Source organism: Streptomyces sp. MS19, assembly GCF_047200595.1.
Lineage (GTDB): Bacteria > Actinomycetota > Actinomycetes > Streptomycetales > Streptomycetaceae > Streptomyces.
In genome coordinates this window covers 190,838-210,169 of record NZ_JBJZOH010000005.1, presented here as the reverse complement: position 1 = coordinate 210,169, position 19,332 = coordinate 190,838, and the positions used below count along the sequence as shown (strand labels likewise).

Below are 19,332 nucleotides of genomic sequence, written 5' to 3'. Positions count from 1 at the left end.
GTGCGCGGGTCAGTCGTCGTCGCCGTCGTCCTGGTCGTCCTGATCGTCGGAGTCGTCGTCCCCGTCGTCGTCTGCGCGCGCGGTCACGTCGCCGGTGGCGAGGTCCACGCGCACCTCGTACTCGGTTCCGTCCTCGGCGCGCAGCTCCAGCTCCCAGGCGCCGTCGTCGAGGGACGCCTCGCGCAGCGTGCCGGAGGTCTCCTCCTGGGCGAGGCGGATGGCGGTGGCGGCGTCGGTCGCGCCGTCGCCGGTGAGCGCGCGGGCCTCGGCCAGGTCGTCACCGTCGTCGTCCGTGCCGGTCCCGCCGCCGAGGACCTCGCCGCCGTCCTCGGCGACGCGGACGCGGTACCACTCGCCGTCGTCGCCGTAGATGTCGATCTCCCAGCCGAGCACCCGGTCGCGGTCGCGGTCCAGCTCGACGTCGGTGACGGCGCCCGCATGCTCGGCGAGCGCGGTGGCGACGGCCCGTTCGGCGGCGGAGGCGTCACCGGCCGGTGCGGCCTGGCCGCCGTCGTCGGCGGTGTCGGTGCCCCCGGTGTCGTCCCGGCTGTCGGCCCGGGTGTCGTCCGCCGTGTCGTCGGCGCCCGCGTTCAGGGCGGACAGCGACCCGTTCGAGGCCGTCGTCCTGACCTCCCCGCCGTCGTCCCCGGTGGCCAGCGCGGCCCCCGCGAGGCCACCGCCCGCGATCACGGCGCCCGCGGCGGCCACGGCGATGATGGTGTTCCGCTTCATGACAGTCCTCCCGTTTCGTCCCGGCTTTCGGTGCCGATGGAAGAACTGTGGCCGACCGACGCTGAAGCGGACCTGAAGTCACCTGAAGATCTCTTCAGGTGTCCTTTGCCAAGCTGGGTCCATGCGCGTGCTGATCGTGGAGGACGAACGGCGCCTCGCCCTGTCCCTCGCCAGGGGGCTCACGGCCGAGGGCTTCGCCGTCGATGTCGTGCACACCGGGACGGACGGCCTGCACCTGGCGACGGAGAACAGCTACGACCTGGTCATCCTCGACATCATGCTGCCCGGCATGAACGGTTACCGTGTCTGTGCGGCCCTGCGCGCGGCCGGTGACGAGACGCCGATCCTGATGCTCACGGCGAAGGACGGCGAGTACGACGAGGCCGAGGGCCTCGACACCGGCGCGGACGACTACCTGACGAAGCCGTTCTCGTACGTCGTCCTCGTCGCCCGCGTCCGGGCCCTGCTGCGCAGGCGCGGCGGGCGCGGCGCGTCGCCCGAGCTGCGCGTCGGCGGGCTCACCGTGGACCGCGCCACCCGCCGCGTGACCCGGGAGGGGGTCGAAGTGACGTTGACCGCGAAGGAGTTCACCGTGCTGGAGTATTTGGCGAGCCAGGCGGGCGAGGTCGTCTCCAAGGCGGAGATCCTGGAGCACGGCTGGGACTTCGCGTACGACGGTGACCCCAACATCGTGGAGGTCTACGTCAGCGTGCTGCGGCGCAAGCTCGGCCCCGGGCTGATCGCGACGGTGCGCGGCGCCGGTTACCGGCTGGCGGCGACCGGTGGGTAGCGTCCGGGCGCGTACGGCCGTGGGCGCGACCGTCGTCGTGGCGCTGGCGCTGCTGGCGGCGGGCCTGTTCATGCTGAGCGCGCTGCGGGACAACCTGGGGCAGCAGGTCGGCCTCCAGGCGGAGGTCACGGCCAGGGACGTCGCGGGCCGCCTCGTCACGGACACCGAGATCGCCGACCTCGACCTGGGGATGGACGTGCCGGTGCAGGTCGTGGACCGGGACAGCGGCGCGCTGCTCGCTGCGACGGAGGACCTGGAGGCGATCTCGGGGACCGGCACCGGGGAGGTGGTGGCGCGGGCGCCGGCCGCTCCCGCGCGTGACGTGCCCGCGACGGCGCCGCCGGACGACGACGGTGACGGTGACGACGACGGTGACGACGACGGGGACGACGACGGGGACGACGACGGGGACGGTGACGACGACGGTGACGGCGGCACGGCCCTCGCCCCCGGCGAGGTCGCCGACGACATCAGGTCCGGCAGCGGCAGCGCCGTCATCGACGGCGAGTCCCGGGACTACCGCTTCGCCGCCCTCGACCTGACCACCCCGCGCGGCACGGACGTCGTCGTCTGGGCGGGCGCCCCCCTCGGCCTGGAGCAGGTGGCGGTGGACAGCGTGCGCGACTCCCTCGTCACGGGCCTCCCGTTCGTCCTGCTCGTCGTCGCGGGCGCCACCTGGCTGCTGACCCGCCGCGCGTTCCGCCCGGTCGAGGGCATCCGCCGCGAGATGGACGCCATCACGCACTCGGGCGACCTCAGCCGCCGCGTCCCGCAGCCCGCCACGCGCGACGAGATCGGCCGCCTCGCCACGACCACCAACGAGACCCTGGCCGCCCTGGAGTCCTCGGTGGAACGGCAGCGGCGCTTCGTCGCCGACGCCTCCCACGAGCTGCGCAGCCCCATCGCGTCGCTGCGCACCCAGCTCGAAGTGGGCCAGGCGCACCCGGAGCTGCTGGACGTCCCCGGCGCCGTGCAGGACACCGTACGGCTCCAGGCGCTCGCCGCCGACCTGCTGCTCCTCGCCCGCCTCGACGCGGGGGAGCGGCCCGCCGGGAAGCCCGTACGGCTCGGGACGCTCGTCGCGGACGAGGCGGCGCAGCGCGTGGGCGACCGGCACCCGGTCCGCGTCATGGAGACGGGCGGCGACCCGGTGGTCACCGGCTCGCGGACCCAACTGGCCCGTGTGCTGGGAAACCTGCTGGACAACGCGCAGCGGCACGCGGCGGGCGCGGTCCGCGTCGCGGTGCTGCGGCGCGACGGGGCGGCGGTGGTCGAGGTGGCGGACGACGGGGCGGGCGTGCCGGAGGCGGACCGCGAGCGGATCTTCGAGCGCTTCGTGCGCCTGGACGACGCGCGCAGCCGCGACGAGGGCGGCGCGGGCCTGGGCCTGGCGATCGCCCGCGACGTGGCCGCACGCCACGGCGGCACCCTCACCGTCACCACGGCCCCCGAGGGCGGCGCCCTCTTCACGCTCCGCCTGCCCCTTGCGTCAGGGTAGTTCCGGGGACTGCTGCCGCAGCCGTGCGCCGAGCGTCGCGTAGTCGTCGCCGGTCAGGCCGTGGCGTGGGGCGACGCGGTGGAGGAGGGCGGGGGCCGGGTGGTGCGTGGTGACCCAGGCGAACGGTCGTCCCGCCGCCCGGGTGACGAGCGCCCGGGGCTTCCCGTGCGGCCCGTTCCCAGCGTCCGGCGCGTCGGGGTCCGACGGCTCGGGCGAGGGGGGAGGGGCGAGGGGCGAGGGGCGAGGCAGTCGTTCGCATCGTCGCCCCAGGTGGTCGCCCACACCGGCTCGCACGCGAGGGCGGCGAGCCGGTCCGGCAGGGTGTTCCCCGCCCCTGCCGGTGCCGGGCGCCGCGCGGGGCTCGTCAGCGGTGCGAGAGGACGTTGATCACGCGGCCGGACGGGTCGCGGGTGAAGAAGCGGCGGACGCCCCACTCCTCGTCCTGGAGGGGGTGCACGATCTCCGCGCCGCTCGCGACGACCGCCTCGTGGACGGCGTCCACGTCGTCCACCTCGATGCTCAGGTCGGGGCTGACGGGGGCCGTCAGGTCGTGGCTCATCACGCTCACCTGCGCCGCCGGGACGGTGGGGGAGGCGAGGGTCATGATCCAGCCGTGGTTCATCACCTCCTCGAAGCCGAGCAGGCCGTAGAACTCCCGGCTCTCCCCGGCGGCCTCGGAACGGATGTTGGGCACGACACGGCGGACCGACATGGACGCCTCCTCTGTGAGATGCGGATCACTGCCGCCACCCTAGCCAGTGGCCCGGGGCCCTCCTCGGGCAGGCCGGGGGCGAGTGTCACGTTCCGTGGAGGTGATGCCTTTGGCGTTGGGGCCGTCCGGGTGGTAGCAAGGGGGTGAGGGTGGTGTTCACCTGCGGCGCGGTGGCCGGGGAGCGGTCGGGGCGGATCGCCCGCCGTCCTCACTCACCGTGACACCGTCTGGGAGGTAGGACATGGCGCTCTCCGGTACCGACCCGGACGGCACGCTGGAACGGCTCCTCGCCGTCGTCGGCGCGGGCGCGCTCGAACTGTTCGCCGCCCCGCAGGGCCTCGGCGCCCGCGTCCAGGGCGTGACCGTCTGGGACGCGCAGGAGCCGGAGCTGCCCGCCGGGCAGGTGGTGCTCGCGGTGGGGATCGACCCGCAGTCGCACGCGGCCGTGGACCTGGTGCGGCAGGCGGGCCGCTCGGGCGCGGTGGCCGTCGTGTTCCGGCAGACGCGGCCGGGCCCGCCGGGCGGGGCGCTGCGGGCGGCGGCCGGCGAGGCGGGTGTCGCGGTCCTCTTCCGCACGGCGTGGGTCGGCTGGGCGCAGCTTGTCGGCTCGGCGCGCGCGTGGCTGGCCGCCGCCGGGATTCCGGCGGACCCGGAGATCGAGCAGGTCGCGCTCGGCGACCTCGACGGGCTGGCGGAGGCGGTCGCGGCGCTGGTCGGCGGCGCGGTGACCATCGAGGACGTGCACTCGCGCGTCCTCGCCTACTCGACGACCGACGCGGACGTGGACGAGCTGCGGCAGCTGACGATCCTGGGCCGCCGTGTGCCGCAGTGGCGCGTGGCGGCGCTGCGCGAGGCCGGGTTCTTCTCGGCGCTGTGGGCGTCGGGCGACGTCGTGCACCGGCCCGCCGGGGGCGCGGTGCCGGAACGGCTGGCGGTCGCCGTCTCGGCGGCCGGGGAGATCCTCGGTTCGATCTGGGTCGCGGCGGCGGGCGGCCCGCTGCCGCCCGGCGCGTCCGACACGCTGCGCGCCGCCGCGCGCGCCGCCACCCCGCACCTGCTGCACCACCGGTCGCGGCGCGCGGGCGAGGCGCGCCTGACGCAGGACGCCGTACGGGCGCTGCTCGACGGGAACGCGCCGGTGGACCAGGTGGACATGGCGGCGGTGCGGATGGCGCTGCCGTCGGACGGACCGTGCGCCGTGCTGGCCGTGTGCGCCGGGGCCGGGACGGGGGAGAGCCCCGGGCGGCTCCAGGACCTGCTGGCGCTGCACTGCGCGGCGTACGGGCACCAGGCCGTCGTCGTCCCGTCCGGGCGTGACGCGCTGGTGCTGGTCGGCGACCTGGCGGCGGACGCGGAACGGGCCGCCGCGCAGGTGGGGCAGCGCGCGTCGTTCCTGGCGCAGCAGCTCGGGGCGGTGTTCGGCGCGTCGGTGCGCATCGGGGTCGGCGAGGTCGCGGCGCGTCTCGAACAGGCGGCGGCGTCGCGGCGTACGGCGGAGCTGGCGGTACGGGCGCTGCGGTTCGCCGAGTCGGGGCGCGTCATCGCGCGCGTGGGCGAACTGACGGAGGCCGTCGCCCTGTTGCGGGTGTCGGAGGCGCTGCGCGGCGCGGAGCTGCCCGCCGGTACGCCGGTGGCGCGGCTGCTGGCGATGGACGCGCGGCACCGGGGCGACCTCGTGGAGACGCTGCGCGCCTACCTGGACCACTTCGGGGACATGCCCGCCGCGTCGCGCGCGCTCGGCGTGCACCCCAACACGTTCCGCTACCGCGTGCAGCGGTTGCGCGACAAGTGCGGTATCGACCTGGGCAGCGCGGACAGCCGCCTCCTCGCGCACCTCCAGCTGCGGCTGCTGGAGCGTGAGCCGGGCTGCGACGCCTGACGTCCGTCCCCCCGCACGAAAACCGGCCCGTGCGTGGTGTCACGGCACAGGCGGGCCGTCCCGGGCCGTACGGCTTGGGCGCGCGCACCGGGCCGTGCCGCGAATCCCGTCCGGACGCATGAAGACGCGCGCGGGCCACTGCGTGCAGCATGAACGCACCTCTCGTCCTGGGCACGACAGCCGGACGGTGAGCCAAAAAGACCCCCACAGGACGTCATATGAGTGTGACGCGTGAAAGGTGCGGTGTGAACGACTTCCAGGCGGCGAAGCGGCGCGAGGACATCCTGCGCGCCGCCGTCCACCGGCGGCTCCTCGACCCCGAGGACGCCCTGCTGGCCGGTTTCCTCGACCTCGACGGCGTCGCGGCGACGGTGACCGCGCTGCACGACGCGTTCGCCGGGACCGCCGCGCCCGTCCTCCACACCTTCGCCGCCAAGGCGAACAGCCTGATACCCGTCCTCGCCGAACTGCGCCGCCTCGGCATGGGCTGCGAGGTCGCCAGCCCCGGCGAGCTGGCGCAGGCGCTGGCCGCCGGGTTCGCGCCCGAGCGGATCGTGCTGGACTCCCCGGCAAAGACCCGCGCCGAGCTGGCCCACGCGCTGGACCTCGGCATCGCCGTCAACGCCGACAACTTCCAGGAGCTGGAGCGCATCGACGCCCTCCTGGCCACGCGGGAGACCCCCAGCGCCTCGCGGCTCGGCGTCCGCGTCAACCCGCAGGTCGGCAGCGGCTCCATCGTGGCCATGAGCACGGCGACGGCCACCTCCAAGTTCGGCATCACCCTGCGCGACGAGGGGAACGAGGAGCGGCTCGTCCGCGCCTACCTCGACCGCCCCTGGCTGACCTGGCTGCACACCCACGTCGGGTCGCAGGGCGTGCCGCTCGCCCGGATCGCCGAGGGCGTCGCCGCGGCCGTCGCGTTCGCCGACAAGGTGAACGCCGCCGCCGGGCGCCGCCAGATCACCGGTATCGACATCGGCGGCGGCCTGCCCGTGAACTTCGACGGCGACGAGGTGACCCCCACGTTCGCCGACTACGTGGCCGCGCTGCGCGCCCAGGCGCCCGCGCTGTTCGACGGCGGGTACGAGATCGTCACCGAATTCGGCCGCTCCCTGCTCGCGAAGAACGGTTTCATCGCCGCCTACGTCGAGTACACCAAGAGCGCGGGCGGACGCCCCATCGCCATCTGCCACGCCGGGGCGCAGGTCGCCACCCGCACGGTCTTCGCCCCCGACTCCTGGCCCCTGCGCGTCTGTGCGCACGACCCGACCGGCACCGCCAAGACCGGCGAGCCCGTCGCCCAGGACATCGCGGGCCCCTGCTGCTTCGCCGGCGACCTCGTCGCCCAGGCACGCCCGCTGCCGCCCGTCGACCCGGGGGACATCGTCACCCTCCTCGACACGGGCGCCTACTACTTCTCCACCCCCTTCCACTACAACAGCCTGCCCGAACCGGCGGTCCACGGCGTGCGCCGCGACCCCTCGGGCGGCCTCCGGTTCGAGACGCTGCGGTCCGCCCAGACCGTCGAGCAGCTGCTCGCCACCGTCATGGACCCAAGGAGCACCACATGAGCGACACGCACCTCGCCACCGACCGGGCGGCGCGGAAGACGGAGACGAGACCGCCCACCGCCACCGGCCCGTCCCCGCTGCGCCGGAACATACGCAACGGCACCGCCGCCGCCGGACTCCTCCTGTCCGCCGCGATCGGCCCGTTCGTGGACGGCGCCACGCTGTGGGGACTCACCCCGATCGTCCTGTACGCCGCGCTCGCCCTGCTCGGCATGGACATCATGGTCGCGACCGTCACGGCCATCGTCTCCGCGCTGCTGATCCTCCAGCCGAACCCCAAGGGCATCGGCGACATGCTCGGCTCCTCGCTCGCCGACCCGGTGACGATGATCGGCCTCGTCATCATGCTCGGCGCCGGTGTCGGCGAGGTCCTGCGCACCACCGGCGTGGCCGCGACGATCGTGCGCGGCGTCATGCGGCTGGTCGGCGAGACGAACAGGACGGCGGTCACGTTCGGCGTGATCCTGTCCTGCCTGGTCCTCGTCGCCAGCCTCGGCACGCTCGCCGGCGCCCTGGCCATCGCCGCGCCGCTGCTGCTGCCGATCGTCGCCCGCCTGGGCTTCACGCGCTCGGCGACCGCGTCGATGATGTTCATCGGCGGCTGCGCCGGCCTCGCCCTCGCGCCCTTCGCCGGGTCGAACGTCGCCATCATGGACGCCGCCGAGGTCGGCTACCTCAAGTACCTGCTGTACGGCGCCGGCCCGCTCGCCGTGCTGTCCGTGATCGCCGGCCTGCTGATCACCCCGTGGATGCAGCGCCGCACCGAGAACACCGGCGACGACTACGAGGGGGAGGGCTTCGACGAGGAGGACGGGCCCGGCGACCGCCGCAGCTCCCGCGCCACGGCCGCCTTCGGCATCGTCCTGGTCGCCAGCGTCGTCTACGCGATCATCTCTGAGGCGGGCACCGCGTTCCCGCTGCTCGCGCTGCCCGCCATGGGCGTCGCCGCCGGCCTCGCGGGCGGGCTGACGCCGACCGAGGTGGCGAAGACGATGTACGCGGGCGCCGGGCGGCTCGTGGACGTCTTCCTCCTCTTCTGGCTGCTGGCCGCGCTGTTCCTGGCGGTGGACGGACTCGCGCCGTTCGAGGTCATCCTCGACACGTGGGGCGACAGCCTCGGCGGCCTGTCCCCGTTCGTCTTCGCCCTGGTCATCGCGCTGCTCGGCTGGGTGGGCGTGCCGGGCGCGACGGCCGCGCAGGTGGTGCTGCTCGACCAGGTCTTCGGTTCGCTCGCGGGCGACGTGGGCGTGGGCGTGGGCGCCTGGGTGATCGTGCTGCTCTTCGCCTCGAAGGCCGACACGTACGGGCCCTTCCCGAACGCCAACATGGTCGGCTCCATGGGCCTGGCGCGCTCCACCCGGCTGAACAACATGATCCTCACCGGCTTCCTCGTCCTGATACCGGTCTGCGTGATGTACGCCGGAATCCTGCTGGTCGAGACGCTCTAGGGAGGGAGACCCACCGTGTCCACCGTGTCACCTGCCCTCGACATCGCCCTCAACGGCGGCCTCGTCGTGGACGGTACGGGCGCCCCCGCGCGCCCGCTGCACGTCGGCGTCCGCGACGGCAGGATTGCCGCGCTGGCCACCGAACCGCTCGCCGCGCGCCGGGAGATCGACGCCACCGGCCAGGTCGTCACCCCCGGGTTCATCGACCTCCACTCACACGCCGACTACTCCCTCGAACCCACTCCGGGCGCCGACACCCAGCTCACGCAGGGCGTCACCACACTCGTCACCGGGAACTGCGGCCACTCGCCGTTCCCGGTGGACGAAGGCGGCATGCTGCCGCGCTCGGGGGCGCTCGACGGATCGGCGCTGAGCTGGACCTGGAAGGACACCGACGGGTTCCGCGCCGCGATGACAGCTGTCAACCCCGGTGTGAACCTGGCCTTCCAGCTGGGTCACAACGCCGTGCGTCTCGCCGTCCTCGGCATGGCGGACCGCGCGCCGGACGAGGACGAGCTGCGGCGCATGCGCGCGCTCGTCGAGGACGCCGCGCGGCAGGGCGTCGTCGGGTTCTCCACCGGCCTGATCTACACCCCCGGCCTGTTCGCGGCGACCGACGAGGTACGCGCCCTCGTCCGCACCGCCGCCGCCCACGGGCTGCTGTACTCGACGCACATGCGCAACGAGTCGTCCCACGTCATCGACGCCGTGCGCGAGGCCATCGGCACCGCCGAGGCGGCCGGCGCCCGGCTGGAGATCTCCCACCTCAAGGCCATGGGCCCGGAGAACCACGGCGCCGTCACCGAGGCGCTCGCCCTCCTCGACGCCGCCCGCGAGCGCGGCGTGGACGTGACGGCCGACGTCTACCCGTACACCGCGTCCAGCACGGGCCTGATCTCCCGGCTGCCCGCCTGGGCCGTGGACGGCGGTGTGGACGCGACCCTCGGCCGCCTCGCCGACCCGGCCGCGCGCGAGCGGATCGCCGGTGAGCTGCGGGCGCGTTTCGGCCGGGACATCGACCCCGAGGGCGTCGTCGTCGCGGCGCTGCCCGAGGGCCGTTACAGCGGCAGCGTCGGGCGGTCGATCGCCGGGATCGGCCGCGCCGAGGGCACCGACCCGGCCGAGGCGGCGCTGCGCGTGCTGGAGAGCCACCGGTGCAGCGTCGCGATCGTCAACCACGCGATGAGCGAGGACGACGTGACGGCCGTGCTGCGGCACCCGTGGGTGTCGGTCGCCAGCGACGGCTGGGTGATGACGGACGAGCGGACCGGCCGTCCGCATCCGCGCAGCTTCGGCACGTTCTCGCGGGTTCTGGGCCGGTACGTGCGGGAGCGCGGCGTGCTCACGCTGGAGGACGCGGTGCGGAAGATGACGTCGCTGCCAGCGTCGCGGATCGGGCTGACCGACCGGGGTGTGCTGCGGGAGGGCGCGGCGGCCGACGTCGCCGTCTTCGACCCGGCGGCCGTCACCGACCGTTCGACGTACGACGAGCCGTGGCAGCTGTCCACCGGCTTCTCGACGGTGCTGGTCAACGGGGTGCCGGGGCTGCTCGGCGGCGAACTGACCCGGACGCCCGGGGCGGGCCGGGTCCTGCGGCGGGGGGCCTGAGACGGGGGCCGACGGGGGTACGGCGCCGGTCCGGTCGCGGGGGCGAGCCGGGCCGGCGCCGCGGGAGGGGAAGGAGAGGGACGAGAGCGTTCGGTTCAGCAGCGGACCCTGGAACCGTTGTCCGTCAGGTTGCCGTCCCAGATCCAGCCCCAGTAGTCGTTGCCGCTCATGTTGACGCGGACGTGGGTCCAGGTGTTGCCGGCCGTGTTGGTGACGAAGCAGTGGTAGAAGAGCACGTTCGACTGGATGACGGGAGTCACCGTGGAACAGCCCTGGTTGGGGCCGGTGCGGAGGGAGTACGAGCCCTCGTACGTCCTGCCGGTGTCGCTGTCCTTGTTCTCCCACCACGGGTGGTAGCACTCGGCGGCGGCGCCCTGGGTGTCCGCCATGGCGGCGGGCGTGACGGCGAGTGTGGTCGCGGCGATGGTCAGGGGGAGGAGCGCGGCGAGTCGGGCGCGCGGTTTCATGGGTCCTTCCTCGGGGGGCGGGGAGAGGTCAGCAGTGGTAGATGGAGCCGCCGTCGTTCAGGTACTCGTCCCAGACCCAGCCGCTGACGTCGTTGTCACCGGCGTAGTCCACCCGCAGGTGGGTCCAGGTGTTGCCGGCCGAGTTGAGGCGGTAGCAGTGGTAGTACGCGGTGGCGGTGTACGCGAAGCGGCCGACCTCGGAACAGCTCCCCGCCGGTCCTGAGTGGACGGGCACGCTGGCGCGGTTCGGGCCCTTGAGGCGGCCCGTGTCGGCGTCCTTGTTGCTCGACGACGGGTGGGTGCAGGCTATGGCCTCGCCCGCCGAGGCGGTGGGGGCGGTGATCAGGGCGGTGGCGGCCAGCACCAGGGGGATGGCCGTGGCGGTGAGCTTCGCGCGGTGGGACGTCATGGAGGCTCCTGGGTTCGTCCGGAGGTTGTCCGGGGGTGTGGTCAGTCGCAGGGCTCGGCCGAGCCGCCCCAGCCGATGTTGCCCTCGTACATCCAGCCGTAGATCTGGGTGCCCTCGATGCGGACGAACGTCCACGCGTTGCCGTACTTGTTGACCCAGTAGCAGTGGAAGAAGAATTTCGTGTCCGGGTAGACGTTGACGACGGTGGGGCAGTCGCTGCTCGGACCGCTGCGCAGGGGCGCCGAGCCGAGGGACGACCAGATCCAGGAGAAGTCGCTGTCCTTGTTCTGGTGCGCGGGCTGGGGGCAGTAGGCGGCGGCGCCTGTCTCGCCCGCCGAGGCGGTGGGTGCGGCGACCAGGGCGGTGGCGGCGAGCACCAGGGGGAGGGCGGCTGCGGCGAGAGCGGTGCGGAGGGACTTCATAGGGGCTCCTCGGGACGGGCATGCCCGGTGGATCAGTGGGGCGACGTCACCCTAGGACGACGGTGAACGCGGAGGAGGCGCCGGACTGTTGCCTGATGTTGCCGAAGAACGGAAACCCCCGCGGGCGCGCGGAGAAGCCGCCGCGCGCCGTCCGGCGCGGCGGGCCGGGACCGGGTCAGCAGCCGACCGTGGAGCCGTGGAACGTCAGGTGCTCGTCCCAGATCCAGCCCTGGGTCTGCGTGCCCTTGATGCGGACGTGGCTCCACGAGTTGCCGGACGAGTTGAAGGTGTAGCAGTGGTAGTAGAGGACCTGGCTCGTGTTGACGTTGGCGACGACGCCGCAGCCCTCGTTGGGCCCGGTGCGCAGCGGGGCGGTGCCCGAGGTCTTGTTGAGGCCGCCCCAGCCGTCGTCCTTGTTGCTCCACGACGGGTGGGTACACGCCTCGGCACCGGCCGCGCCCGCCGACGCGGAGGGGGCGGTGATCAGGGCGGTGGCGGCCAGGGCCAGGGGCAGGGCGGCTGCGGCGAGTCGTGCGCGGTGGGACGTCATGCGGCTCCTCGGAAGCTCAGGTGACGGGCGGACCCGTGCGGGTGGCGTCACTCTAGGAGCGCTTCAGGGTGTTCAACTCCCCTCCGGTTGTTGCCTGTTGTTGCTCGATGAGGGAAACCTCCGCCGCTCTGCGCGGGCTGCCGGGGGCGCGTTGGTCCGCAGTACGCTCCCGCCCTGGTCTCCGACAAAGCCTCGTGAGGCCGTGCCGGCCACGGCGGCCGGGCTGTGGCAGTGGCGGCGCGCCCAGGCCCGCGACGCACGGACGGACTTCCGCGCCCGGCGGGTGGCGGCCCGGACTCCGGCGGGGCGGCCGGCTCCGACCGGCTGACGCCGGTCAATCTGCTCCCGCTGCGGCGCTCGCCGTTCCTCCGGGCGGACGAGCAGGAGTGGGCGCCGACGTTCGCGCGACACGTTGCGGAGATCGACACCCTGGTCCGGGCGGAGCTGGCCGACGGGCGCCCCGGCGAGGAGTGGTGGGCGACGACCGGGGCGCAGCTCGCCCGGCTGCGCGTCACGCTGGGCGGCCGGTACGCGGCGGTCGTGCGCGGCGAGATCGACTGAACGGGCCTCCGCCCGCCCGCCGTTCGGTCCCCGCCCGGCCTCCGCCACGGCGCCGCCGTCAGCGTGCGTCGCCCTCCCCGGAGAACGACTCCGCGAGGAACGCCAGGATCTCGTCCCGCGCCGCCTCGGCCTCCGGCACCAGCCCCGGCAGACTGAGGAACGCGTGGCCCACGCCCGGGAGTTCGGACAGGCGCGCCGGTGTCCCCGCCGCCCGGAGGCGTTGCGCGTAACGGCGGCCGTGGTCGGCCAGCGGGTCGTGGGTCGGCACCACGACGAGCGCGGGGGCCAGCCCGCCCAAGTCGTCGGCGTGCAGCGGCGAGAGGCCGCGCGGGTCGGTCCCGGCCGGTACGGCGAGCCGCCGGAACAGCCGCAGGGTCGGCGCGGCGAGCGTCGGGGTGCGGGCGTGCTCGGTCATCGAGGGGTGGTCGAACATCGCCGCGGTCACGTCAGTGGCCGGGTTGACCAGCACCTGCGCCCGGAGCCGAACGCCCGCCTCCCGCGCCCGGATCGCCGCCAGCGCGCTGATCAGCCCGCCGCAGCTCTCGCCGAACAGGGCTGCCCGCGACGGGTCCACGCCCCACTCGGCCGCGTTCCCCAGCACGTGGGCGAGCGTGTCCCAGCCGTCGTCGGCGGCGTCGGACAGGGGCGTGTCGTGGGCGAGGAGGCGGTGTTCGACGGAGACGACGAGGGCCGGGAGCCGGGCGGCGAGGTGGCTGTTCACCCAGTCGGACTGGACGGCCGTGCCCACGAACCCGCCGCCGTGGACGTGGACCACGAGCGGCAGGCCCGTTCCGCCGTCGCCCGCGGACGCCGGGCGGTACACGCGGACGGGCAGGTCGCGGCCGGGCAGGGCGATCGTCTGCCAGCGGATCGCCGCGCCGGGGTGGGGTGCGCCGGTGATCGGCCGTATCGCCGCGGAGGCGCGGAAGCGGTTCTCCGCGTCGCGGTAGGCGGTGAGTTGGGCGGCGGTCGCCGTGTCCCAGTCCGGCTCCTGGGGCCGTCCGGCGGGGATGTCGTTCATGGTCCGCTCCTTGTCCATGGGTTTCCGCGACCTCAAGTATCGATACCTTGAGTATCGAAACCAAGAGTAGCGTAACCCGGTATCGTGCCGGTATGACCCCGCCCCCGCCCCCCTCCGCCCGGCCGCCGGGCCGCCCGCGCGCCGCCCTGGACGCCGAGGTGTTCGCCGCCACGCTGCGCACCGTCCACGAACTCGGCTACGCCCGCGCCACCGTGGACCGCATCGCCGCCGCCGCCGGTGTCGCCAAGTCGACCGTCTACCGGCGCTGGCCGACGAAGGGCGCGCTGATCGTGGACTGCCTGCTGGACGCGTTCGGCCCCGCGCCGCTCGACGGCGGGAGCCGCGCCGGGATGCTGGCCTCGGCCGTCCGCTGGGTCGCGGCGAAGATCGGCGAGCCGGGGGTGGGGGACGCGTTCGCGGGCGTGTTCAGCGACGCGGTGAGCGATCCCGCCCTGCGGGAGATCCTGGCCACGCGCCTCCAGGACCCGTACCGCATCGCGCTCCAGGAGGCGCTGGACGAGCCGGAGCAGCGGGTCCTGTTCTTCATCGACGTCACGGTGGGCACGCTGCTGCACCGCATGGGCATGACGGGAGTCCCGATGGTGGACGACGACGTCGCCGCCCTCACCGAGATGCTGCTGGCCCAGTTCCACGCCGACGACGCCCCGGCGTAGCCGCGTTGCCCCGTCACTTGGAGGCTCCGGCGGGACCTCGCGGCAGCGCTTGCCGAGGACGCGGACGCCGTGGTCGTCGGGACGGTCGGGGACTCCCGTTCCCTGCTGCGGCGGGAGCGGTGCGGGCTCGTCGCCGTGTGAGGACCGGGCGGCCGTCATCCGTTGGCCACGGTGGGCCTTGCCTCTCGAAAGGCGGCCCGGTCGGCTGTCAGCGGCCGCCCCTAGAGTGCTCCGCATGGGAACGACCCCACTGGAACATTTGCTACAGGAAAGCCCGGACGACCTCGCCGCCTGGCGCGCGTACAGCGACGTGCTGTCGGAGCAGGACGACGCCCGGGGCAGGCTCATCCAGCTGGAACTGCGGCTCGCGCGCGAGGTGCGGGACCGTGAACGCGAGGCACTGCGGAGCGAGATCGACCGGCTGACGGAGGAGCATCAGGAGAGCTGGGACGCCGAACTGCCAGAAGGAGTGACGGCTGTCGCGCGCTGCCACGGCTTCGCCACCAAGGTGGCCGTCGACTGGTCGCGGGAGGCACCCGCACGCATAGCCGAGGCCCGGCAGGGCCGGTTCGTGACCCGCCTGCGGATCAAGCCGGGCGCCGCCGCCGAGGAGTCGGACGCCGAGTACTTCAGCGCCGGGCCCGACATCGACGAGTACGACATGCCGCTCCCGCCGCCGCCTCACGAGGCCGGTGGCCTCGCGGACCTCGACCTCGGCGGGGTCCGTGAGCTGGACCTCTCGTACTTCCGCATCGGCGATCCCGGCGCAGAGGCCCTCGCCGCCGCGGCCTCGACCGGGCGGATCGAGACGCTCGACCTGCGCTACTGCGGCATCGGCGACGACGGCGCGGCAGCCCTCGCGACCTCCGGGAGCTTCGGCGACATACGGCGGCTGCACCTCCAGTACAACCGGCTCACCGGCGAGGGCGTGCGCGCGCTGGCACGTTTCGAGCGGCTTGAGGCGCTCGACCTCCGGTACAACCGGATCGGCGCCGATGGCGCACAGGCCCTGATCGAGGCACCGTTCGCCGGTTCCCTCACGCGCCTGCTCCTCCACCGCCGGGACGTCTCCGACGCCGGTGTGCAGGTGCTGGCGTCCGCCCCGCAGCTCCCGTCCGCGCTGCGCAGCTTCTGGAGGAGCGTATGAGCGCCGAACTCCGTGACCGTTTCTTCGCCCTGTCGGCCGGCCCGGCCTCCGAGGACGAGGTGGCCCGCTACCGCGCCGAGGTCGACGCGACCGACACCGAGGCCGCCGCCGTGATCGACGGGCTGTCGGTCTCCTGGCACCCGACGGCGCGTTTCAAGGCGGTGCGTTTCGTCGACACGGAGCGTATCGACGAGGCGGCGCGCGAGCTGTTCGCCCGGCCCAGCGAGGGCGCGCCCCACCTGGCCGCGGTGTTCGTGGACCCACGTGAGCTGTCGTTCCGTACCTTCGAGAACATCGTGCCGCTGGACCGGCTCTTCGCGGACGTGCCCCTGGAACTCACGCTCACCGCGCCCGTGGAGCTCGCGCAGGACGCGTACGCGGCGCGGCTGCGGCTGCCGGACGCCGATCGCGCCCGCATCGAGGGCCTGGACGAGCTGGACCTCTACGTCCCGCCGCTCAACTCCGGCTCCCGTGGCGGTGCACGCTACATCTTCCACTCGGCGCTGCTGGCCGACGCGCTCACCGAGGCGGTGTCCAGGGCGCTGCCCGCGGCGGTGCTCGACGGCTTCTCGCACGTGAATCCGGTGTTCCGGTGCAACCGCTTCGAGCCCGGCGACGCCAACTTCCACCACCACCGGGACACGCCCTACTACGACGCCGCCCGCGGACACGTGTCCCGTTACACAGTGCTGCTCTACCTCACCGGCGGCTCGGGCGAGCCCGCGCTCGACCTCGCCGGAGGCACCGCCCTCACCGACATCGAGCCCTTCACTTGCGTCATCTTCGACCAGCGGTACGAGCACGAGGGCGCGCCCTACCGCCACGGCCGCAAGGTCTTCCTGCGCACCGAACTCGTCTTCGAGCAGGCCGAGTCCGGGATCGCTCACGACGAGGGGATCGGCGCGCTGTTCAGCAAGGCCTGCTACCTGACCGGCGAAAGTGTCTTCGCCCCGGAGCTCGCCCGGCACGCCGACGCGTACTACAACCAGGTCGCCGCCGCGCACTGGGACGGCCCGCGGACCGGTGACGCGGCGAGTGAGCCGTTCGTCCACAAGCGGTTCCGCGGGGTGGACTTCGTCGCGAACGGCTACGACTTCTGGTTCGCCAAGGACGACGGGCTCTCGCTCACCGAGTGCGCCGCGATCACGCTGCTCGACTACTTCAACTGCAAGCTCGGCGGGACGGCCTTCCGCGACGCGTGCGGGTCGTCCGTGATCCAGGCCACGGGCACGGACTGGATTCCCGGCTTCCTCGCCGAGCGGCGTGGCGAAGGCGGCCGGCGCACGGCGGACGCGGTCGCGGCATTCGACAAGTCCCTGCTCTTCCCCGAGCCGGAGGAGACGGAGTCGTGCTGCCCGTTCCACGCCCAGGGCAGGTTCGGCGCCACACGCCTTGGCGACGTCGTCGGCCTCCACGAGGCGGCGCAGTCCTTCGCCAGGGCGCACATCATGCCGGCGCCCCTCCTCATGCTGGGCCAGGACGTGGTCCTCGACCCGGAGAAGTTCGTGGTCCGGGGCAACCAGATCCACGTCCTCGGCAAAGAGCCGCTCGCCCCGGTGAACTTCGCGGCCTGCTGGAACTCCAGCGGCCTGCCCGCGAACTACATCGATGTGGCGGCCACCGTCGGTGCGGCGCACTTCCTCGTCCCGCCGATCGTCTTCACCGAGACGGACGACTGCTACCACCTGCGGTTCGACTTCTTCCGCAACACGTGGATGGTGAGGCACGAGCAGTCGCCGGTGCCTGTTCCCAGGATCCGCGACATCGACGAGATGGATTTCGACCCCGACGACTACGACACGCCCGTCGAAGCGGGTGTGGCCTATCCCTGGCTGGACGCGGTCGCCCCCGCGCTCAGCGAGCAGCCTTCCGGGGAGCGCAGGGCCGCCCCGTGGTGGGCGGAAGAGAGCCCGCTCGTCGATGAGCTTCTCGCCCACCTTGAGGACATCGCGGAGGAGCGCGGCGACTACGACGACGATGACGACGAGGAATGAGCAAGAGGACGGCGGAGCGGAGGAGCGGCCCCTGCCTGACCGCCACCGCGGAAGCCGGCAGCACAGGAGACGCGTCCTCCTGATCGGCTGACGGCCCCCGGTCCGGGAGGGCTTCGTCCTCCCGGGCCGGGGACCTGGGGCGTACGGCCCCAGGCGGCGGCTGCCGCCGCGAACGTGCGTCAGTCCTGTTCGTGGTGGATGAGGACCTGGGTCAGGAGGCGCGTGAACGTTTCGCGGTCGGCTGGGGTGAGGGGGCGCAGCAGGTCGTCCTGCACCTCGTCTAGCACCTCGTCCATGCGCCGCAGCTGTTGGAGGCCCGTCGGGGTGAGCGTGACCCTGTTGCGCCGCCCGTGCTCCGGGTCCGGCGAGCGGTCCACGTGACCGTTCGCGACGAGCTGGTTCACGACCGCCACGACGTCGCTGCGGTCGATGCGGCACCGGCGGCCGATGTCGGCCTGGCTCGACGGCCCGAACTCGTGCAACGCCCCGAGGACGCGGTAGTGGTAGCCGCGCGCGCCCGTGGCGGCGAAGCCGCCCATCGCCAGTCGGTGCGCGTGTACGGCGAGCTGGGTGATCAGCCAGCTCGGCTTCCTCGCCATGCGGTCGGGGGTCTCGTCCATGCCGACCACTCTAATGTGTTGGCCGGACCAACACTCAGGGGCTAATGTGGGGGCAACCAACACAGGTCTGATCCCGCAGGAGATCCCGTGTCCCCTTCCGATTCCCACGCCATCGAGCCGTTCCGCGTTGCCGTCCCCCAGGCCGACCTCGACGACCTCCGTGACCGCCTCGCCCGCACCCGCTGGCCCAACGAAGTCGCCGACGCGGGCTGGGACTACGGCTTCCCGCTCGCCCGCCTCAAGGAGCTGGCCGACCACTGGCGCACCCGCTACGACTGGCGTGCCCACGAGGCCCGGCTCAACGAACTGCCCCACTTCACCACCGAGATCGAGGACCAGACGATCCACTTCGTCCACGTGCGGTCCCCGAAGCCGGACGCGCTCCCGCTGGTCCTCACGCACGGCTGGCCCGGCTCGTTCCTGGAGTTCCTGGACGTGATCGAGCCGCTGTCGCGCGACTTCCACCTGGTCATCCCGTCCATCCCCGGCTACGGCTTCTCCGGACCCACGCACGAGCGCGGCTGGGACGCCACGCGGATCGCGCGGGCCTGGGCGGAGCTGATGCGCCGCCTCGGGTACGAGCGGTACGGCGCGCAGGGCGGCGACTTCGGCTCGGGCATCTCCCAGGCCCTCGGCGTGGTCGCGCCGGAGCACGTCGTCGGCGTGCACGTCAACTACCTGCCGGTGCGCCCCGATCCGGACGTCCCCGTGTCCGCCGAAGACGAGGCCAGGCTCGACAAGATCAGGGCGCTGATGGCCGTCCGCCCGCCCTTCCAGGCTCTCCAGGCCCTCACACCGCAGACCATCGGCTACGCGCTCACCGACTCGCCGGTCGGCCAACTCGTGTGGATCGCCGAACGGTTCGCCCACTGGAGCGACCCCGCCACCCCCGTGGACGACGAGCGGATACTCACCGACGTGTCCCTGTACTGGCTGACCGCCACGGCGGCCTCCTCGGCGCGGCTGCACCACGACGTGCGGCGCGGCACCTTGCCGTGCAAGGTGCCGATGGGCGTGGCGGTGTTCGCGCACGACATCACCCAGTCGGTACGGCCGCTGGCGGAGCGGCTGTTCGACATCCGGCACTGGTCGGAGTTCGAGAGCGGCGGCCACTTCGCCGCGATGGAGGTCCCGGAGCTGTTCGCCGAGGACGTCCGCGCGTTCTTCCTCGCCCGCGTCGAGGAAGAACGTGTGGCCGACGCCAGTTAGCCGCCCGGCGGCCGGGGGTT

Annotated in this window: 20 protein-coding genes; 11 read left to right on the top strand and 9 right to left on the bottom strand. The window is 73.4% G+C overall.

What is annotated here, in order from left to right:
* Positions 1–9 precede the first annotated feature (9 nt).
* Positions 10–732, bottom strand: coding sequence for a PepSY domain-containing protein (locus tag ACL02R_RS07935; protein ID WP_412796149.1), 723 nt, complete (start codon positions 730–732; stop codon positions 10–12).
* A gap of 121 nt (positions 733–853) precedes the next feature.
* Here ACL02R_RS07935 and ACL02R_RS07930 point away from each other — a divergent pair, with 121 nt between their 5' ends.
* Both ACL02R_RS07930 and ACL02R_RS07925 read left to right on the top strand, forming a co-directional pair.
* A complete protein-coding gene (locus ACL02R_RS07930) occupies positions 854–1,522 on the top strand; it encodes a response regulator transcription factor (RefSeq protein WP_412796148.1) in 669 nt (222 codons plus the stop codon).
* Positions 1,515–3,020, top strand: coding sequence for a sensor histidine kinase (locus ACL02R_RS07925; RefSeq protein WP_412796147.1), 1,506 nt, complete (start codon positions 1,515–1,517; stop codon positions 3,018–3,020). Before ACL02R_RS07930 ends, ACL02R_RS07925 begins: the two co-directional genes overlap by 8 nt.
* Here ACL02R_RS07925 and ACL02R_RS07920 read toward each other — a convergent pair.
* Positions 3,012–3,302, bottom strand: a complete 291-nt coding sequence (locus ACL02R_RS07920; RefSeq protein WP_412796146.1) for a hypothetical protein — start codon at positions 3,300–3,302, stop codon at positions 3,012–3,014. The genes ACL02R_RS07925 and ACL02R_RS07920 overlap by 9 nt on opposite strands.
* Positions 3,303–3,384: 82 nt before the next feature.
* Positions 3,385–3,732, bottom strand: coding sequence for a VOC family protein (locus tag ACL02R_RS07915; protein WP_412796145.1), 348 nt, complete (start codon positions 3,730–3,732; stop codon positions 3,385–3,387).
* Positions 3,733–3,973: 241 nt separating this feature from the next.
* On the opposite strand from ACL02R_RS07915, the gene ACL02R_RS07910 reads away from it, so the two are divergent.
* The 4 genes from ACL02R_RS07910 to ACL02R_RS07895 all read left to right on the top strand — a co-directional run bounded on the left by ACL02R_RS07910 (position 3,974) and on the right by ACL02R_RS07895 (position 10,238).
* Positions 3,974–5,611, top strand: coding sequence for a PucR family transcriptional regulator (locus tag ACL02R_RS07910; protein WP_412796144.1), 1,638 nt, complete (start codon positions 3,974–3,976; stop codon positions 5,609–5,611).
* A 218-nt stretch (positions 5,612–5,829) separates the two neighbouring features.
* On the top strand, positions 5,830–7,182 hold the full coding sequence (locus ACL02R_RS07905) for a diaminopimelate decarboxylase (protein ID WP_412796143.1): 1,353 nt from the start codon (positions 5,830–5,832) through the stop codon (positions 7,180–7,182).
* Positions 7,179–8,630, top strand: coding sequence for a Na+/H+ antiporter NhaC family protein (locus tag ACL02R_RS07900; protein ID WP_412796142.1), 1,452 nt, complete (start codon positions 7,179–7,181; stop codon positions 8,628–8,630). The genes ACL02R_RS07905 and ACL02R_RS07900 overlap by 4 nt, the downstream gene beginning before the upstream one ends.
* Before the next feature lie 15 nt (positions 8,631–8,645).
* The gene (locus ACL02R_RS07895; RefSeq protein WP_412796141.1) at positions 8,646–10,238 is read left to right on the top strand and encodes an N-acyl-D-amino-acid deacylase family protein; all 1,593 of its coding nucleotides are present in this window, start codon (positions 8,646–8,648) and stop codon (positions 10,236–10,238) included.
* Between the two features lie 95 nt (positions 10,239–10,333).
* Here the strand turns inward: ACL02R_RS07895 and ACL02R_RS07890 are convergent, their stop codons facing one another.
* The 4 genes from ACL02R_RS07890 to ACL02R_RS07875 all read right to left on the bottom strand — a co-directional run bounded on the left by ACL02R_RS07890 (position 10,334) and on the right by ACL02R_RS07875 (position 12,086).
* Positions 10,334–10,705, bottom strand: a complete 372-nt coding sequence (locus tag ACL02R_RS07890) for an SH3 domain-containing protein (protein ID WP_412796140.1) — start codon at positions 10,703–10,705, stop codon at positions 10,334–10,336.
* Between the two features lie 28 nt (positions 10,706–10,733).
* On the bottom strand, positions 10,734–11,114 hold the full coding sequence (locus ACL02R_RS07885) for an SH3 domain-containing protein (protein ID WP_412796139.1): 381 nt from the start codon (positions 11,112–11,114) through the stop codon (positions 10,734–10,736).
* Between the two features lie 41 nt (positions 11,115–11,155).
* The gene (locus ACL02R_RS07880) at positions 11,156–11,536 is read right to left on the bottom strand and encodes an SH3 domain-containing protein (RefSeq protein ID WP_412796138.1); all 381 of its coding nucleotides are present in this window, start codon (positions 11,534–11,536) and stop codon (positions 11,156–11,158) included.
* Between the two features lie 175 nt (positions 11,537–11,711).
* On the bottom strand, positions 11,712–12,086 hold the full coding sequence (locus ACL02R_RS07875; RefSeq protein ID WP_412796137.1) for an SH3 domain-containing protein: 375 nt from the start codon (positions 12,084–12,086) through the stop codon (positions 11,712–11,714).
* A 231-nt stretch (positions 12,087–12,317) separates the two neighbouring features.
* Here ACL02R_RS07875 and ACL02R_RS07870 point away from each other — a divergent pair, with 231 nt between their 5' ends.
* Positions 12,318–12,647, top strand: coding sequence for a hypothetical protein (locus ACL02R_RS07870; RefSeq protein ID WP_412796136.1), 330 nt, complete (start codon positions 12,318–12,320; stop codon positions 12,645–12,647).
* 58 nt (positions 12,648–12,705) lie between these two features.
* On the opposite strand, the gene ACL02R_RS07865 is transcribed toward ACL02R_RS07870, so the two are convergent.
* Complete coding sequence (locus ACL02R_RS07865) at positions 12,706–13,668, bottom strand: alpha/beta hydrolase fold domain-containing protein (RefSeq protein ID WP_412796135.1); 963 nt, start codon at positions 13,666–13,668, stop codon at positions 12,706–12,708.
* Positions 13,669–13,760: 92 nt separating this feature from the next.
* Here ACL02R_RS07865 and ACL02R_RS07860 point away from each other — a divergent pair, with 92 nt between their 5' ends.
* From ACL02R_RS07860 to ACL02R_RS07850, 3 genes are all read left to right on the top strand, one after another.
* A complete protein-coding gene (locus tag ACL02R_RS07860; protein ID WP_412796134.1) occupies positions 13,761–14,342 on the top strand; it encodes a TetR/AcrR family transcriptional regulator in 582 nt (193 codons plus the stop codon).
* Between the two features lie 235 nt (positions 14,343–14,577).
* Positions 14,578–15,489 carry a hypothetical protein gene (locus ACL02R_RS07855; protein ID WP_412796133.1) on the top strand — a complete coding sequence of 304 codons (912 nt, stop codon included), beginning with the start codon at positions 14,578–14,580 and terminating at the stop codon, positions 15,487–15,489.
* Positions 15,486–17,483: a hypothetical protein gene (locus tag ACL02R_RS07850; protein WP_412796132.1), complete on the top strand. Its 1,998-nt coding sequence runs from the start codon at positions 15,486–15,488 to the stop codon at positions 17,481–17,483. The genes ACL02R_RS07855 and ACL02R_RS07850 overlap by 4 nt, the downstream gene beginning before the upstream one ends.
* Positions 17,484–17,662: 179 nt before the next feature.
* Here the strand turns inward: ACL02R_RS07850 and ACL02R_RS07845 are convergent, their stop codons facing one another.
* A complete protein-coding gene (locus tag ACL02R_RS07845) occupies positions 17,663–18,103 on the bottom strand; it encodes a MarR family winged helix-turn-helix transcriptional regulator (RefSeq protein WP_412796131.1) in 441 nt (146 codons plus the stop codon).
* An 87-nt stretch (positions 18,104–18,190) separates the two neighbouring features.
* Here ACL02R_RS07845 and ACL02R_RS07840 point away from each other — a divergent pair, with 87 nt between their 5' ends.
* A complete protein-coding gene (locus ACL02R_RS07840) occupies positions 18,191–19,312 on the top strand; it encodes an epoxide hydrolase family protein (protein WP_412796130.1) in 1,122 nt (373 codons plus the stop codon).
* The last annotated feature ends 20 nt before the right edge of the window (positions 19,313–19,332 follow it).